Here is a 14,365-nt window from a genome sequence, read left to right as displayed (position 1 = left end):
CCCGCACTGCTCAGCACGACGCGTCGGATCGTCCGGAAGCACCTCGATCCACGTCGGGGTCAGCTTCCTCCACGCTGCCGGGGCCGGGTGGAAGCGGGAGTCCTGATGCGGGGGCGCCGAGCTTGCCCAGGACGCTGATGAGCAGGCGTTCCTTGTTGATGGAAAGGAAGTTCAGGGCGGGGCCGGCGTCGATGATGGGCCGTTCGAGCACCTGCTCACGGCCTTGATGCCGTGCCGGTAGCGCCGTCGTCGGCACCGAGGGCGCGATCGAGCGCATCAAGGTCGACCTGAACGGCGGGCAGGTCTGCGGGCTCCGACCAGGTGGCGATCGGCTGGGCGGGATGGGCGCCGGCTTCGCGTAGTTCGGCGGCGGCGGTGGGATGCCGCGCATTCTGTGTTGCCCTTTACGGCGCTCATCGCTGGTCCCTGCTCCTTCGAACCAGCGTCGGCCACGTCGATGCCGGCCGGGCTCGATGACGGTCGCGAGACCACCCAGCGGGTGCAACTCGAGCCGATGATTGCGGCGGAGTCGCACGGCGGCTTCGCGCCCCTCCCCTCGGGGTTCACGATCGCCGTCCGGGCCAGGGGGAGCCGGGATGGCCTGCTCGTGGAGACAATCGTCCAGCTCGAGAAGGTGCAGCAAGGACTTGCGCATCTTTGCCAGGCCGGAGCTGTTCGCGGCCCGTGCGGGGGCGTTGCAGGCGATCAGCCACCGATCCGGCCCCGGTCGCCTCGCTGAGGGGGCTGGGGTGTGCGGGCCGGTGTGGGCGCGGCGGCTCGGTGGGGGCGGCGGATGATCCATTCAGCGAAGGCCAGGTTGATGAGCCAGGCCAGGATCATCAGGGCGGCTCTGGGGGCGGGGGCGGGGTCGCCGCCGGCGAAAATGGTGTACGGAGCCAGGGTGAAGGCCTGCGTGCCGGCGCCCAGGGCGAGGGCGTACGAGCGGATCATCCAGGCGCGGTGGCGGCGCACGTCGCGGCGGCGGATGGCCACGACGGCGACGATCAGGCCATACGTCATCGTGGCTGAGACAAATAGGCGGGCGACGTTCACCACGGTGTGGTCGTTGGCCGGCAGGTCGGAGAAGAGGGTCATCCAGGCGCCGCTCAAGGCCACCGCCAGGCCGGCTACGACCAGGAGGCGGCCGGCTCGGCGGTGCCAGGTGCGGTGGTTGCGGCGGAAGCCGGCCTCGAACTGGAAGACGCCGAGCAGGCTGTAGATCAGCGCGCCGATGATGTGCACGACCGCGGGGGCGGGCATCTCGGTGAAGCGGGCCGGCGCGGGTGCGCCGGAGGCCAGGGCGCCCAGGCGGGCGGCGCCGGCGATGGACGGGACCAGCGCCAGGGCGATCAGGCCGGGGGGAACGAGCTTCGACATGGATCGATCGTCGGGGATCGGAAGGACCGGGCCATCGGTCCGGGGGCTCGAACGGACCGGGTCCGAAGTCGTACGGCCGGGCCGTACTTAAGTGCGGGGCGGCGGAAGAGGCGGGGCGGCGGGAGTTGAAGGGCTGATCTAGGCTCGCCGGAATGTGGTTGAGGCGGATGTGGGGCAGGCACCACGAAGCGGCGAAGTTTCTCCTCGTGGGCGGCGTCTGCTTCCTGGTGACGACGGTCATCAACTACGCGCTGAAGCTGACCGTTCTGCACGAGAAGCCGGTCACCGCGCTCGCCATCGCCACCACTCTGGCCACGATTCTGAGCTATGTGCTGAACCGGGAGTGGTCGTTCCGGCACCGCGGCGGGCGGGAAAGGCACCACGAGGCGGCCATGTTCTTCGCCGTCAGCGCGATCGCCATCGTGCTCAACCTGATTCCGCTCGGCGCCTCCCGCTACTTGCTCGACCTGCGCGTGCCGGATGTCAGCCGGCCGGTGCAGGAGATCGCCGACTTCGTCAGCGGCATCGTGCTGGGCACGCTGGTCGCCATGGTGTTCCGGCTGTGGGCTTTCAAGCGGTTCGTCTTCCCGCAGGCTCAGCCGCGGGCCCGCCGGACGCGCACGACGCCGGGGCCGCGCAGCGGAAAGCTGCTGCACGGCCGGGACCGCGCCCGCACCAAGCGGTAGCTAGCGGGCCAGCACCAGCCGCAGCAGGTGCTCGCCGTCGGGTGCGTACTGGGCGTGCATGACGAACCAGGGGAAGGCCCACTCGTCCGCCGCGCCGCCGTGCTGGGTTCGGGCGGGATCGGTGCTCTGGGTGGGGCGGCCCAGCGAAGCCCACAGGCTGCTGCGCCGGCCGATCGTGCCGCCGCGGCCGGGGATGGCGCCGCGGAACGGCTGGAAGCCGGTGGAGTCGTCGAAGTGCAGCACGACCCAGGTGACCCGGTCGTACTCGTCGACGGCGACCGACACGCCGTGTTCACGTGACTCGTAGGTCCGGGCGCCCTGCGTGGCCATCAGCCCGTATTCATGGCTGACGGCCAGGGCCTGCCCTTCGAGCAGGTTCTGTCCGAGCAGCTGGGTCAGGTCGCTTCGCGGGACGACGTTCGGCTGCATGGCGTCACTCCTGGTCAGGGATTCGCGGGTCACTGTAAGCAGGTCGAGTTAACTGCGCGTGAACCCGTGCAGCCTTCCCGATCCGTTTCCGTGATCGCCACGCCAAGGATGCCTCGGCGTCGGCTTTGTCCCTTCGACTCGTGCGGGGACCCCGGCGACGGACGCCGCGGCGAATCCCGTGGAGGATGACGTGGCCGACCGACGTCAGGTGCTGCGCATGGGGGCCGTCGCCGCGGCCGCTCCGGCGCTCGCCGGAACGGTTGCCGCCCCCGCGCTCGCGCACGGGTCCAAGCACAAAGAGCCCGAGATCTTCGGGCACCGCGGTGCCTCCGGCTACCGGCCGGAGCACACTCTCGCCTCGTACGAGCTGGCCGCCCGCATGGGCGCCGACTACATCGAGCCCGACCTCGTGTCGACCAAGGACCACGTGCTGGTGTGCCGGCACGAGCCCGAGATCGGCGGCACCACCGACGTCGCGACCAAGCCCGAGTTCGCCGCCCGCAAGAAGACGGTGCTGCTCGACGGGGTCAGTGTGACCGGCTGGTTCACCGAGGACTTCACCCTGGCCGAGCTGCGGACGCTCCGCGCGATCGAGCGCCTGCCCGCCGTACGCCAGGAGAACACGATCTTCGACGGCCTGTTCCGGGTGCCGACGTTCGCCGAGGTGCTCGAGCTGCGGGCGCGCCTGTCGAAGGAGCTGGGCCGCGACATCGGCGTCATCCCCGAGACCAAGCACCCCACCTACTTCCGGCGGCTGGGCCTCGACCTGGAGACCCCGCTCGTGAACACCCTGCGCAAGTACCGGCTCGACAAGCGTGGCGCCAAGGTGTGGATCCAGTCGTTCGAGGCGGCCAACCTGAAGGTGCTGAACCAGCAGTACCGGGTGCAGGTCAACCTGGTCTTCCTGACCGGGGCGACCGGCGGGCCGTTCAACGACACCAGGACGTACGCGCAGTACCTGACCCCGGCCGGGCTGAAGGAGCTGTCGTCCTACGTGGACGGCATCGGCCCGGACAAGAACCAGGTCATCCCGCGCAACGCCGACGCCACCCTGGGCACGCCGAGCACGCTGGTGCGCGACGCCCACGCGGCCGGGCTCAAGGTCATCCCGTACACGTTCCGGGCCGAGAACCAGTTCCTGCCGGCCGACTACCGCACCGGCACCGACCCGAACGCGTACGGCCGGGCCATCGACGAGCAGATCACGTTCCTCAAGACCGGCATCGACGGTCTGTTCACCGACCAGCCCGACATCGGCGTGCTCGCCCGCAGCCTGGCCGACTGATCCTGCAGGCGGCCGTGTCCCCCGGGGCGCGGCCGCCGTCCAGTAGGGTTCACGTTCATGTCCACCCTGGTGAGGCTGCCCGGCGGGGGCACCGCCGTCGCGGCGTACGTCTCCCGGATCGAGGCCGTGCCCGCCGCCGTCGCCTCGCTCGATCTGCCCGTGCCGAGCCCCGTCCTGGTGCTGGTCGGCGGCGCGAACGCCCTGACCGATGAGATCGCCGAGAGCCTGGCCCCGCTGTTCGCCGACGTGATCGCGCCGGCCGTCCGCCGTCATCACGCGATAGCCGTCGACGGCGGCACCGACAGCGGCGTGATGCGCTTGATGGGGCGTGCCCTGAACGGGCATCCGCTGGTCGGCGTGGCCGCGCTGGGCACGGTCAGCTTCCCCGGCCACCCCGGCGAGCCCATCGCCGACTCGGCCCCGCTCGACCCCCACCACACCCATTTCGTGCTGGTCGAACCCGGCCGCGAGTGGGGCGAGGACGTCCCCTACATCGCCGCGGTCGCGTCCGGCCTGGCTGGTTCCGCGCCGAGCGTGACCCTCCTGATCAACGGCGGCGACGTCAGCGTGACCGACGCCGAGGAGAGCCTGGCTGCGGGCCGTCCCGTGCTGGTCGTATCAGGCACCGGCCGCACCGCCGACAAGATCGCGGCCGCGGCGTCCGATCCGGCCGGCTGCGGCGACGAGCGCCTGGTCGCGATTGCCGCTTCCCCCCTCGTACGCGTCACAGCCCTCACCGACCACCCGGCCCTAGCCGCCCACCTCGCCGAGGCCCTGGCCGGCTAACGCGGGCGCCAGCATCTCGAAGGCACGGTCGGTGAGCTCCAACGGGTCGGCCTCACCGTCAGTGAGGGCCCACCGTTCCAGCGCGGTGTTGAGAGCCACGAAGGCCAGCCGCGCCGCCACCTCGGGATAGAGGGCGTCGACCGGCAGGTTCAGCCGGGCGGCCAGCACGGCGGCCAGGTCGGCCTGCCACCCGGCCTGCCGTTCCAGCGAGCGGGCGTGCAGCACCGGCGTGCGCAGGATCAGCCGGACCACCGCGAGCGTCTTGGCCGCGTCGTGGTGCCCGGCACAGAAGTTGATCGCCACCGTGACCGCGCGCCGCAGCGACTCGGCCGGCGGCTCGCTCTCGGGCCGGCCGCCAAGCTCGGCCCGCATCTCGGCGCCCAGGTCGGCCAGCAGCTGGATCACCACGTCCTCTTTGGACGCGTAGTACCGGTGGAACGTGCGTCGGGACATGCCGGCGGCGGCCACGATGTCGTCGACCGTCGTCTCGTCGTAGCCCCGCGCGGCCAGCAGTTGCAGCGCCGTCTCGCGCAGCTCCTCGCTGACCATCTGCCGCTTGCGCGCGGCCAGCGAAGGCGGCGAGGCCGGCGAAGACCGCGGAGCCGGCGAACGCAGCGAAGGCGACGGCGACGGCGACCGATCCGGAACCATGGCGCGATGGTACGCCATGACGCCGTTGACACAGTGTGCCATCGGAGGCACGATGAGCCGCATGACGAACCGCACCTTTGTTGTCACGGGGGCGAACAACGGACTCGGCTTCGCCACCGCCCGAGCGCTCACCGACCGCGGCGAGCACGTCATCCTCGCCGTACGGGACGAACGGAAGGGCCGCGCGGCGCAGGCCGCGCTGACCGGCGGCACCACCGAGGTCCGCCGCGTCGATCTGTCCGACCTCGACGACGTGCGCGCCTTCGCCGACGGCATCGAGAAGGTCGACGTGCTGATCAACAACGCGGGCGTGATGGCGCCACCCCGCACGCTCAGCAAGCAAGGCTACGAGCTGCAACTCGCCGTGAACCACCTGGCTCACTTCGCGTTGACCGGCCTGCTGCTCGACCGGCTGGCCGCCGGCGCCGATCCCCGGGTCGTCACGGTCAGTTCGGAGCTGCACAAGAAGGGCCGGCTCGACTTCGACGATCTGCAGGGCGAGCGCCGCTACCGGGCGACTGCCGCCTACGACAACTCCAAGCTGGCCAACGCCGTCTTCGGCCTCGAGCTGCACCGCCGCCTGACCGCGGCCGGTTCGCCGATCCGCAGCGTGCTCGCCCACCCGGGTTACGCCGTGACGGGTCTGCAGGCCGGCGTGCAGCCCGGCCTCTACCGCACCCTGCTGACCAGGATCGGCAATCCGCTGATCGCCGTGAGCGCCGAGCGGGGCGCGCGCCCGATCGTGCACGCGGCCACCGCGCCGCAGGTGCAGGGTGGCCAGTTCATCGGGCCCGGCGGGCTCGGCGAGATGCGCGGCGCGCCGGACGTGGTGCGGCCCGCCCCGGTCGCTACCGATGCCGGGACGGGCCGCCTTTTGTGGAATGTGTCGGAGGAGCTGACCGGTGTCCGGTTCCCGCTCCCCCAGCCGGTCTAGTCCTGCGGGGGGTCGGCCAGGGGCCAGCCACCGGCCGCGAGGCGGGCCGAGACCCGTACCACGTCCTCGGGGGTGGCCTGCTGCATGACGTTGTCGTTGATCATCGCCTCGATGTCCTCGGCGTTGATCGGGTCGTCGGTGCCCAGCGACTGCTCCGCGAGGTCGTTGGCGATCTTGCGGATCTCCTCCTCGGTGAGCTTGCGGCGCAGCACGCCGAGCAGGGCGACGTAGTCCTGGCGGGGCACGCCGGTCGGGTAGCCGGCGCGCAGCCAGTCGACGGCGCGGACCATGAAGTTCGAACGGTTCTCGGCCATGGCCCCTGCCTACTTGTCGACGATCGTCGGGTAGATGTGCTCGAAGCTCAGCGCCTTGCCGAAGCCGCTGGCCACGATGAACACGATGCCGAGCAGCGCGATCAGGACGACCAGGGCGAACAGCACGTACGCGATGACCCGGCCGGCCGGGTGCGGCGCCGCGTGGTCGACCTCGGTGTCACCGCCGGCGCCGAACGCCATCGAGCGGATGCCGAGGGCGAAGATCGCGGGCAGTCCGGCCCCGAGGATCAGGCCGGCCAGCAGCACCTTCCAGGCGCCTTCGAGGGCGAATCCCAGGTTGCTCACTTATGCCGCCGTTCCCGCGGGCTCGCGGCGCTCGGCCGTCTCGTCCCACTCGTCGTTGACGTTGTTGTGGTCGACCGGCGTCTTGCGCGAGTGCCAGTACATGTAGCCCGCGGCCGCCAGCAGGATCAGGAAGATCACGAGGGCGCCGGCCAGGCCGCCGATGGCGTCGCCGATGAACCACATGAGCGCGCCGACCACGGCCGCCGAGGGCAGGGTGATCAGCCAGGCCAGGACCATGCGCCCGGCCACCCGCCAGCGCACCTGGGCGCCCGGCTTGCCGACGCCGGAGCCGAGGATCGAGCCGGTCGCCACGTGGGTGGTGGACAGCGCGAACCCGAGGTGGCTGGAGGCCAGGATGACCGCGGCCGAGGCGGACTCGGCCGCCATGCCCTGCGGGGGCGCGATCTCGACCAGGCCCTTGCCGAGCGTACGGATGATCCGCCAGCCGCCGAGGTAGGTGCCCAGCGCGATGGCCAGCGCACACGACGCCTTGACCCAGAACGGGATGTTCTTGGTGTCGGTCCACTCGCCCGACGCGATCAGCGCCAGCGTGATGACACCCATGGTCTTCTGCGCGTCGTTGGTGCCGTGGGCCAGCGAGACCAGCGAGGCGCTGCCGATCTGACCCCAGCGGAAGCCGTTGTCGGTGAAGCGCGCGGCCACGCCGACCGTCACCCGATAGATGATCCAGGTGCCGACCGCGGCCACCACACCGGCGATCACCGGCGACATGAGCGCCGGGAGGATCACTTTGCCGACCACGCCATCGAGCTTGGATCCGTCGCCGTTCCAGTTGACCCCGGCCCAGCCCAGGCCCGCGATGGTGGCGCCGATGAGGCCGCCGAACAGCGCGTGCGAGGAGCTGGAGGGCAGGCCCAGCAGCCAGGTGAGCAGGTTCCAGACGATGCTGCCGACCAGGCCGGCCAGCACGATCAGGAGCAGTGCCGTGCCACCGTCGCTGGTCAGCGACTCTTTGGGCGTTCCGTCGGAGTTCTGGATCCGGACGACGGCATTGCTGACGGTCAGCGCGACCTCGACGGAGAGGAATGCGCCGATCAGGTTCAGGATGCCGGAGAGCGCCACGGCCACCTTCGGCCGGAGGGCGCCTGTGGCGATGGACGTGGCCATCGCGTTCGCCGTGTCGTGGAACCCGTTGGTGAAGTCGAACCCGAGGGCCGTGATCACCACCAGGACCAGGATGACCGTTGTCTCTGTCACGTGGTCAGCGTTATCCGCAAAAGTCAGACCTGAAAGGGGCCTGGGAGAACGAATCCAAGCTTCGGCCGCCGTTGGGAAAACACACACCGGCCGTTAACCGAATGGTCATCTGTCTGCAGGTTCGGCCGACGAGGAGACCCTGCGCAAGCGACCAGCGAGCAAACTGTTGCCGAACGCTACCGGGAAAGGGCCGGACCCAGCGGGTCCGGCCCTTTCTGCTCAGACAACTCTCAGTTGCTGGGTTCCAGCACGACGGTCGCCGTGCCGGTCTGGGCCGGAGAGCCCGTGTCGGTGTACGAGGCCACGAACACCGCGGTCAGGTTGTCGGCCCCGGCGTGGCCGGCGTCGAGGAACGTGGTGATCGAGCCGGTGCAGCCGGACGCCGTGGACAGCGGGTGCCCGTGCTGGTCGTGCCCGAGGACGTAGGTCACCGTGACCCGCGAGCAGTCGACCGGCGCGTCGTCGGTCACCGTCACCTCGAAGTTCACCGTGTCACCGAACTGGAAGGGCTGGCCCTCCTGCGGCGTGACGAACGTGACGACCGGGGCCGCCGTGCCGACCGGCAGCCGCACCTCGGCCGAGGACGACCGGCCGGTGCTGTCGGTGACCTTCAGCGTCGGGCGGTAGTTGCCGTCCTTGGTGTAGGTGAACGTCGGGTTGGGCGAGCGCGAGTCGACCCGGTTGTCGTTGTCCAGGTACCACTCGTATCGCAGGGCGTCGCCGTCCGGGTCGGCCGTGCCGGCGCTCGAAAACGAGACCGTCAGCGGCGACTGCCCGGAGGTCGGCGTGGCGGCCACCTTGGCGATCGGCGTGCGGTTGCCGCGTACGTAGTCGAACCGCGACAGTTGTGCGTCGGGGTTCTCGGCGAAGTAGCCGTCGCCGTACTCGAGGACGTAGAGCGCGCCGTCCGGGCCGAACTCGAGGTCCATCGGGTTGTCGAAGACGAGCTCGGGCAGCACCGACTCGATCTTCGTCACCTGGTTGCGGCGGTCGAGCGTGAGCGCCTTGACCCAGTCGCGGGTCCACTCGGCGAACAGCGGCTTGCCGTCGAACGCGGCCGGCCACTTGAACACCGAGCGCGAGCGCTTGTCGTAGTCGTACGCCGGGCCGCCCATCGGGCCGATGCCACCGGTGCCCAGCTCCGGGAACTGCGCGCTGGCGCCGTACGTGTAGGCGATCTCGGCCTTCTCGACCGGCGGCAGGTTGCGCAGGCCGGTGTTGTTGGGCGACTCGTTGACCGGCGCCGCGCAGTTGAACGCGGCGCCCGAGGTGCCGGTGGCGAAGTCGTAGTCGACGTACGGCTTGTCGGAGTCGGCGCAGTACGGCCAGCCGTAGTTCGCCGGCTTGTCGATCGCCAGCCAGCGGCCGTGCCCGGCCGGGCCACGGGCCGGGTTGGGCTGTTGCGCGTCGGGCGAGTAGTCGCCGAGGTAGATGACGTCGGTCTCCGGGTCGATGGTGAACCGGAACGGGTTGCGCAGGCCCATCGCGTAGATCTCGGGCTTCGTCTTGGCCGTGCCCGGCTTGAAGAGGTTGCCCTTGGGGATCGTGTAGCGGCCGTTCGAGCCGACCTTGATGCGCAGGACCTTGCCGCGCAGATCGTTGGTGTTGGCTGCGGAGCGCTGGGCGTCGAAGACCGGGTTGCGGTTGGCCCGCTCGTCGATCGGCGCGTAGCCGTCGGACGAGAACGGGTTGGAGTCGTCGCCGGTCGACAGGTACAGGTTGCCCTTGCTGTCGAAGTCGATCTTACCGCCGACGTGGCAGCACTGGCCGCGGTCGACCGGGACCTGCAGGATCTTCTGCTCGGTGTTCAGGCGCAGCGTGCTGCCGCTGAGCTTGAACCGGGAGAGCTGAAGGTGACCCTTGAACGGCGCGAAGTCGGCCGCGGTGCCTTCGGTCGGCGCGTCGCCCTCGTTGACCTGCGGGGTCAGCGGGTCGTCGGAGGGGGTGTTCAGCACCGGCGAGTAGTAGACGTAGACCCAGTTGTTGCGCTTGAAGTCGGGGTCGATCGCGATGCCCTGCACACCCTCCTCGTCGTGCAGGTAGACCGGGATGTTCGCGGCCAGCACGTTACGGCCGGTGGCGGGCTCGTGGATGCGGACCTCGCCGCCGCGGGCGGTGTGCAGCACCCGGCGGTCGGGCAGGACGGCGAGCGCGATCGGCTCGCCGGGGAAGTCGTTGAGGGTGACCTTCTGGAAGTCGGAGGACGGCGGCAGCGGCTGGTTGGAGGACCCTCCCCCGGCCACGGCCACAGAGGGGGTGACAAGCAACGCCGCCCCCGCGACACTGAGAACTGCCAGACGACGCAACATCAGAAACGAAGCCCCTCCAGGTAGGTGTAAGCGCGCTGGGCGGTGACAAGAGCGTCGGCGGGCGTGCGCGGCGGCGAACCGGCGTCGTCACGCTCCACGATGTACTCGATCAGGCCGGCCTCGCGGGCGTGCTCGAAGATGCGGCCGAAGTCGATCAGCCCGTCGCCGGCGTCGGCGAAGCTGGCGTTGATGTCGAGGTCCTTGACGTGCACCTGCTTGATGCGGCCGCGGTTCTCCTTGATCAGGTCGACCGGGTCGTGCGCGCCGCGGAAGGCCCAGAACAGGTCGACCTCGAAGTGCACGTAGCGGTTGTCGGTCTCGTTGAACAGGATGTCCATGCCGGTCAGCTTGGTGCCGTTCTGCCGGAAGAACTCGGCGTGGTGGTTGTGGTAGCCGAACGAGATGCCGGCCCGCTTGGCCAGCTTGCCGGCCTTGTTGAGGTCGGCCGCGAAGGCGCGGTAGACGGCGGCGTCCCGGATCGGGCCGTTCGCGCCCTGCCCGAAGAACGGGTGGACGATGAACTTGTTGCCGACGATGTTCGCGTCCTCGAGGGCAGCCTCCCACGTGGACGCGTTGAACGGCTGCGGGATGCCGACGTGGCCCGAGGTGGCGCGCAGGCCGGCGGCGTTGAGGGCGGCCCGGAACTGGGCGGCGGTGCGGCCGACGAAGCCGGCGTGCTCGACCCGGGTGTAGCCGATCTCGCGCAGCTCGGCCAGGGACTCCTCGAGGTTGATGCTCAGCTGGTTACGCAGCGTGTAGAGCTGGACGCTGATCTGGTCGCGCGGGACACGGCGCGACGAGTGCGAGCCGCCCGCCTGCGCGGCGCCCGGGACGGCAATAGTTGCGGCGGCGCCGGCCGCGGCCGCGGCGCCCAGAAGCTGGCGACGGTTCAGGGATTGCGGCATTGCTTCTCCTTCGAACGACATCGTTCGATGAGGTTACCGATGTGTTTCGTCCGAAGGGAAGGGAACTTTGATCGAAAGAATCAAAAGTTTTCATCATGGATGCAAAACGCCCCAGCCACCCAAGGTGACTGAGGCGTTTGTGTATGTAACGGCCGGTCAGGCGATGCGGGCCTCCGAGTCCACCAGGGACAGCGCCTCGGTCAAAATGGACAGTCCCTCGCGGGCCTCGGCCTCGGTCAGCGTAAGGGGCGGCCCCATGCGCAGCACGTTGCCGTAGAGCCCGCCCTTGCCGACGAGCAGCCCGCCGGCCCGGCACTCGTCGAAGACACGCACCGTGGCCGCCGGATCGGGCTCGGTGGTGCCGGGCCGGACGATCTCGATGCCGATCATCAGCCCCTTGCCACGCACCTCGCCCACACAGGACAGATCGAGCGCCCGCAGCCCGTCCAGCAGGATCGCGCCGACCCGGGCCGCGTTGCCCTGCAGGTCGTGGTCGAGCACGTAGTCGAGCACGGCCGACCCGGCCGCCATCGACAGCGGGTTGCCGCCGAACGTCGAGAAGCTGATGGCCGGCACGGCGTTCATCACTTCGGCCCGGCCCACCACACCGCCCAGCGCGAAACCGTTGCCGATCCCCTTGGCGAACGTGATGAGGTCGGGCGTCACCCCGTGGGCCTGATAACCCCAGAAATGCTCGCCCGTACGCCCCCAGCCCGTCTGCACCTCGTCGGCGATCAGCAGGATGCCGCTCTCGGTCAGCACCTTCTGATACGCCTTGAGCACCCCGTCCGGCCCGGCCACGAACCCGCCGACCCCCTGAATCGGCTCCGCGATGAGCGCCGCCACATCCCCCGCGGTAACTGTGGCCAGCACTTCACGCAGGTCATCGACCGCCGCGTCCAGGATGTCGCCGTCGGCCAGCCCGGCCATCCGCCCGCGCAGCCGGTCACCCGAGGCCAGCCACTGCACCTGCAGCGGACTGAGCGAACTGGACGACCAGCTGCGGTGCCCGGTGACCGCCATGGTGGCGAACGTGCGGCCGTGATAGCTGTTCTTGATGGCCAGGATCTGGTTGGAGCGGCGCACGTTGGCCGCCATCAGCAGCGCCGCCTCGTTGGCCTCACTGCCCGAGTTGGTGAAGAAGACGCGCGCGTCGGGGATGCCGGAGATCCGGGCGATCTTCTCGGCCAGCTCGACCTGCTGCCGGATGAGATAGAGCGTCGAGGTGTGCACGACGCCGGTGGCGAGCTGGCGCTGCACGGCCTCGTTGATCTCGGCCACGTCGTAGCCGATCATGTTGGTGAGGACGCCGCCGAAGAAATCGAGATAGGTGCGGCCGTCAGACCCGGTGACCCGGCGATCCTTTCCGGCCACGATTTCGAGCGCGTCATCGCCGTAGTAGATGGGCATCCAGGAAGGCATTACGGCTTGGTGCCGGGCCAGCAGGTCGCTCATGTGAGTCTCCCTCGTTGAAGATCAAGGTCAAGATCTGGATGTCCTGGCGGGGTGGTGGGTACAGACCGTCGCTCCCGCGGGGACCCGCGCGGCTTTCGCTGGCCGCTGGCGCGTCCAGAACGCGAAAGCCACCCGGGCGACGTGAGTGAGTGGTTGCGCCCAGAAGCCAGACCCGACTTCGTGGCGGCCGCGCGGGTCATCGCCAGCCTCGCGGATGTGGGCGGGCTCGGGGGCCGCTTCCGCGGCTTTCCAGCAGCGCGGCGTCGGCCAGCACGTCGGCCAGGTCGTCGAAGCCGTCGGCGACCAAGCCCACGGTGACCCGCACATGGTCGCCGGCGAGGGGCGTCACGCAGAAGGGCGCGCCCGGTGAGACGGCGATGCCGTGGGCGGCCAGCGTGACCATGGCGATCTGCTGGTCGTCGACGGTCATCCACAGGTTGATGCCGTCGGCGGCGGTCGCGGTGACGCCCCGCTCGTGCAGAGCTCCGAGCAGGGCTGCGCGCCTGGTGGCGTACCGGGAACGGGCCTTTCGAATGTGCGCCGTGGCGCCGGGATCGGTCAGGAGGTCGAGCAGCACCCCCTGCAGCAGACGGCTGGACCAGCCCGGACCGAGCAGCCGCCGGTCGGCCACCGGGCCGATCACGCTCGCCGGCCCGCCCACCGCTGCCAGGCGCAGATCCGGTCCGTGGGACTTCGAGAAGCTGGCGACGTGGACCGTACGCTCGCTCAAGAAACTCCCGAGGCTGACCGGTTCGGCGGTGGCGATGTCGCCGGCGTGGTCGTCCTCGATCACCAGCACGTCGGGGAAGTCGCCCAGCACCTCCGCCAACTCGGCCGCCCGTGACGAAGACATGCTCACGCCGGTCGGGTTGTGGGCTCGGGGCTGCAGGAAGACGGCGACGGCGGGATAGTCGGCGAGCACCCGGCGCAGCGCCGGGGGACGCAACCCGTCCGCGTCCATCGGCACGCCGACCACCGTGGCGCCGACGGTCTGCAGCAGGTCGAGCAGCGGTGGGAAGGCCGGGTTCTCGACGACCACGTGATCGCCGAAGCGGACCACCTCGCCGATCACCCGGTCGAGGGCGTCCAGGGCGCCGTCGACCACGGTCAGCCGCTCGGGCGGGAAGGGCCACCGCTCGCGCAGCACCGCCTCCAGGGCGGGCAGCACCGGCTCGTCGAGATAACTCGTGGCCAGCCGCCCGTCCCCGATCCGTTTGAGCGCGTCGGTCAGGTCGGGCAACAGGTCGTGATCGGGGACGCCGGTCGAGAGGTCGCGCGACACCGCGGCGGCCCGGCCACCGAGCTGGGAATAGCGCAGGCGCTGACGAGGCAGGACGGGCGCGGACACGTACGTGCCCGACCGGCCCCGGGTCTGGATGGCGCCCGCCCGGGTGAGGCTGCGCCAGGCCTCACTGACCGTCGTGGGGCTGACGCCGAGCTCGCGCGCGACGTCGCGGACGGTCGGCAGCCGGGTGCCGGCCGGCAGCTGCCCGGCGGTCACCAGGCGGCTCACGGCCGCGGCAATGCCCCGTGCGCTGCGGTCGTCGACAGCGCCCGTGATCAGGGCCAGCAAATTACCTCTCCGAAACAGTCCGTTACAACGAGGCAATTGTTCGCCTCGATGTGTGTCATTAGTGTCCTACGGCATCTGAAGCTGACATTCAAGCCCTAGCGCAGCTGGTATGACGGGGAGTAGACACACGATCACGG

15 protein-coding genes are annotated in these 14,365 nt (G+C 70.0%); 4 read left to right on the top strand and 11 right to left on the bottom strand.

Annotation, left to right across the window (positions count from 1 at the left end; translation table 11 throughout):
• Positions 1-10: 10 nt before the first annotated feature.
• Together OWR29_RS10435 and OWR29_RS10430 are read right to left on the bottom strand one after the other, a co-directional pair.
• Positions 11-655 carry a PIN domain-containing protein gene (locus OWR29_RS10435; RefSeq protein ID WP_267562416.1) on the bottom strand — a complete coding sequence of 215 codons (645 nt, stop codon included), beginning with the start codon at positions 653-655 and terminating at the stop codon, positions 11-13.
• A gap of 50 nt (positions 656-705) precedes the next feature.
• Entirely contained in the window at positions 706-1,377 is a 672-nt protein-coding gene (locus tag OWR29_RS10430) for a DUF2306 domain-containing protein (RefSeq protein WP_267562415.1), read from the bottom strand.
• A 152-nt stretch (positions 1,378-1,529) separates the two neighbouring features.
• Here OWR29_RS10430 and OWR29_RS10425 point away from each other — a divergent pair, with 152 nt between their 5' ends.
• Positions 1,530-2,063: a GtrA family protein gene (locus OWR29_RS10425; protein WP_267562413.1), complete on the top strand. Its 534-nt coding sequence runs from the start codon at positions 1,530-1,532 to the stop codon at positions 2,061-2,063.
• Here the strand turns inward: OWR29_RS10425 and OWR29_RS10420 are convergent, their stop codons facing one another.
• Positions 2,064-2,492, bottom strand: a complete 429-nt coding sequence (locus OWR29_RS10420; RefSeq protein ID WP_267562412.1) for a DUF6392 family protein — start codon at positions 2,490-2,492, stop codon at positions 2,064-2,066.
• Positions 2,493-2,682: 190 nt separating this feature from the next.
• Between OWR29_RS10420 and OWR29_RS10415 the strand changes: the two genes are divergently transcribed.
• Together OWR29_RS10415 and OWR29_RS10410 are read left to right on the top strand one after the other, a co-directional pair.
• Positions 2,683-3,777, top strand: coding sequence for a glycerophosphodiester phosphodiesterase (locus tag OWR29_RS10415; RefSeq protein WP_267562411.1), 1,095 nt, complete (start codon positions 2,683-2,685; stop codon positions 3,775-3,777).
• Positions 3,778-3,834: 57 nt separating this feature from the next.
• Positions 3,835-4,563 carry a TRP family putative cation channel gene (locus tag OWR29_RS10410; protein WP_267562409.1) on the top strand — a complete coding sequence of 243 codons (729 nt, stop codon included), beginning with the start codon at positions 3,835-3,837 and terminating at the stop codon, positions 4,561-4,563.
• On the opposite strand, the gene OWR29_RS10405 is transcribed toward OWR29_RS10410, so the two are convergent.
• The gene (locus OWR29_RS10405) at positions 4,528-5,214 is read right to left on the bottom strand and encodes a TetR family transcriptional regulator (RefSeq protein ID WP_267562408.1); all 687 of its coding nucleotides are present in this window, start codon (positions 5,212-5,214) and stop codon (positions 4,528-4,530) included. The two genes, OWR29_RS10410 and OWR29_RS10405, sit on opposite strands and share 36 nt — an antisense overlap.
• A 61-nt stretch (positions 5,215-5,275) precedes the next feature.
• Between OWR29_RS10405 and OWR29_RS10400 the strand changes: the two genes are divergently transcribed.
• Positions 5,276-6,148 (top strand): oxidoreductase, encoded by an 873-nt coding sequence (locus tag OWR29_RS10400; protein WP_267562407.1) that lies wholly within the window; start codon positions 5,276-5,278, stop codon positions 6,146-6,148.
• Here OWR29_RS10400 and OWR29_RS10395 read toward each other — a convergent pair.
• The 7 genes from OWR29_RS10395 to OWR29_RS10365 all read right to left on the bottom strand — a co-directional run bounded on the left by OWR29_RS10395 (position 6,145) and on the right by OWR29_RS10365 (position 14,228).
• Positions 6,145-6,462, bottom strand: coding sequence for a DUF3349 domain-containing protein (locus OWR29_RS10395; protein ID WP_267562406.1), 318 nt, complete (start codon positions 6,460-6,462; stop codon positions 6,145-6,147). The genes OWR29_RS10400 and OWR29_RS10395 overlap by 4 nt on opposite strands.
• A gap of 9 nt (positions 6,463-6,471) precedes the next feature.
• Positions 6,472-6,768, bottom strand: coding sequence for a hypothetical protein (locus tag OWR29_RS10390; protein ID WP_267562404.1), 297 nt, complete (start codon positions 6,766-6,768; stop codon positions 6,472-6,474).
• A complete protein-coding gene (locus OWR29_RS10385) occupies positions 6,769-7,986 on the bottom strand; it encodes an inorganic phosphate transporter (RefSeq protein WP_267562403.1) in 1,218 nt (405 codons plus the stop codon).
• A 230-nt stretch (positions 7,987-8,216) separates the two neighbouring features.
• A complete protein-coding gene (locus tag OWR29_RS10380; protein ID WP_267562401.1) occupies positions 8,217-10,295 on the bottom strand; it encodes a PQQ-dependent sugar dehydrogenase in 2,079 nt (692 codons plus the stop codon).
• Positions 10,295-11,200 (bottom strand): sugar phosphate isomerase/epimerase family protein, encoded by a 906-nt coding sequence (locus OWR29_RS10375; RefSeq protein WP_267562400.1) that lies wholly within the window; start codon positions 11,198-11,200, stop codon positions 10,295-10,297. The genes OWR29_RS10380 and OWR29_RS10375 overlap by 1 nt, the downstream gene beginning before the upstream one ends.
• Before the next feature lie 156 nt (positions 11,201-11,356).
• Positions 11,357-12,655, bottom strand: coding sequence for an aspartate aminotransferase family protein (locus OWR29_RS10370; RefSeq protein WP_267562399.1), 1,299 nt, complete (start codon positions 12,653-12,655; stop codon positions 11,357-11,359).
• 196 nt (positions 12,656-12,851) lie between these two features.
• On the bottom strand, positions 12,852-14,228 hold the full coding sequence (locus OWR29_RS10365; protein WP_267562397.1) for an aminotransferase-like domain-containing protein: 1,377 nt from the start codon (positions 14,226-14,228) through the stop codon (positions 12,852-12,854).
• Positions 14,229-14,365: the final 137 nt, after the last annotated feature.

This window comes from Paractinoplanes pyxinae (genome assembly GCF_026626335.1).
In the GTDB taxonomy this organism is placed as follows: Bacteria; Actinomycetota; Actinomycetes; order Mycobacteriales; family Micromonosporaceae; genus Actinoplanes; species Actinoplanes pyxinae.
This window is presented reverse-complemented; position numbering and strand designations above follow the sequence as displayed.

Coding starts and splice junctions, on each gene's coding strand:
- OWR29_RS10370 (WP_267562399.1), bottom strand. CDS start 12,655: ATGAGCGACCTGCTGGCCCGGCACCAAGCCGTAATGCCTTCCTGGATG.
- OWR29_RS10435 (WP_267562416.1), bottom strand. CDS start 655: ATGCGCAAGTCCTTGCTGCACCTTCTCGAGCTGGACGATTGTCTCCAC.
- OWR29_RS10410 (WP_267562409.1), top strand. CDS start 3,835: ATGTCCACCCTGGTGAGGCTGCCCGGCGGGGGCACCGCCGTCGCGGCG.
- OWR29_RS10375 (WP_267562400.1), bottom strand. CDS start 11,200: ATGCCGCAATCCCTGAACCGTCGCCAGCTTCTGGGCGCCGCGGCCGCG.
- OWR29_RS10380 (WP_267562401.1), bottom strand. CDS start 10,295: ATGTTGCGTCGTCTGGCAGTTCTCAGTGTCGCGGGGGCGGCGTTGCTT.
- OWR29_RS10400 (WP_267562407.1), top strand. CDS start 5,276: ATGACGAACCGCACCTTTGTTGTCACGGGGGCGAACAACGGACTCGGC.
- OWR29_RS10425 (WP_267562413.1), top strand. CDS start 1,530: ATGTGGTTGAGGCGGATGTGGGGCAGGCACCACGAAGCGGCGAAGTTT.
- OWR29_RS10395 (WP_267562406.1), bottom strand. CDS start 6,462: ATGGCCGAGAACCGTTCGAACTTCATGGTCCGCGCCGTCGACTGGCTG.
- OWR29_RS10420 (WP_267562412.1), bottom strand. CDS start 2,492: ATGCAGCCGAACGTCGTCCCGCGAAGCGACCTGACCCAGCTGCTCGGA.
- OWR29_RS10430 (WP_267562415.1), bottom strand. CDS start 1,377: ATGTCGAAGCTCGTTCCCCCCGGCCTGATCGCCCTGGCGCTGGTCCCG.
- OWR29_RS10405 (WP_267562408.1), bottom strand. CDS start 5,214: ATGGTTCCGGATCGGTCGCCGTCGCCGTCGCCTTCGCTGCGTTCGCCG.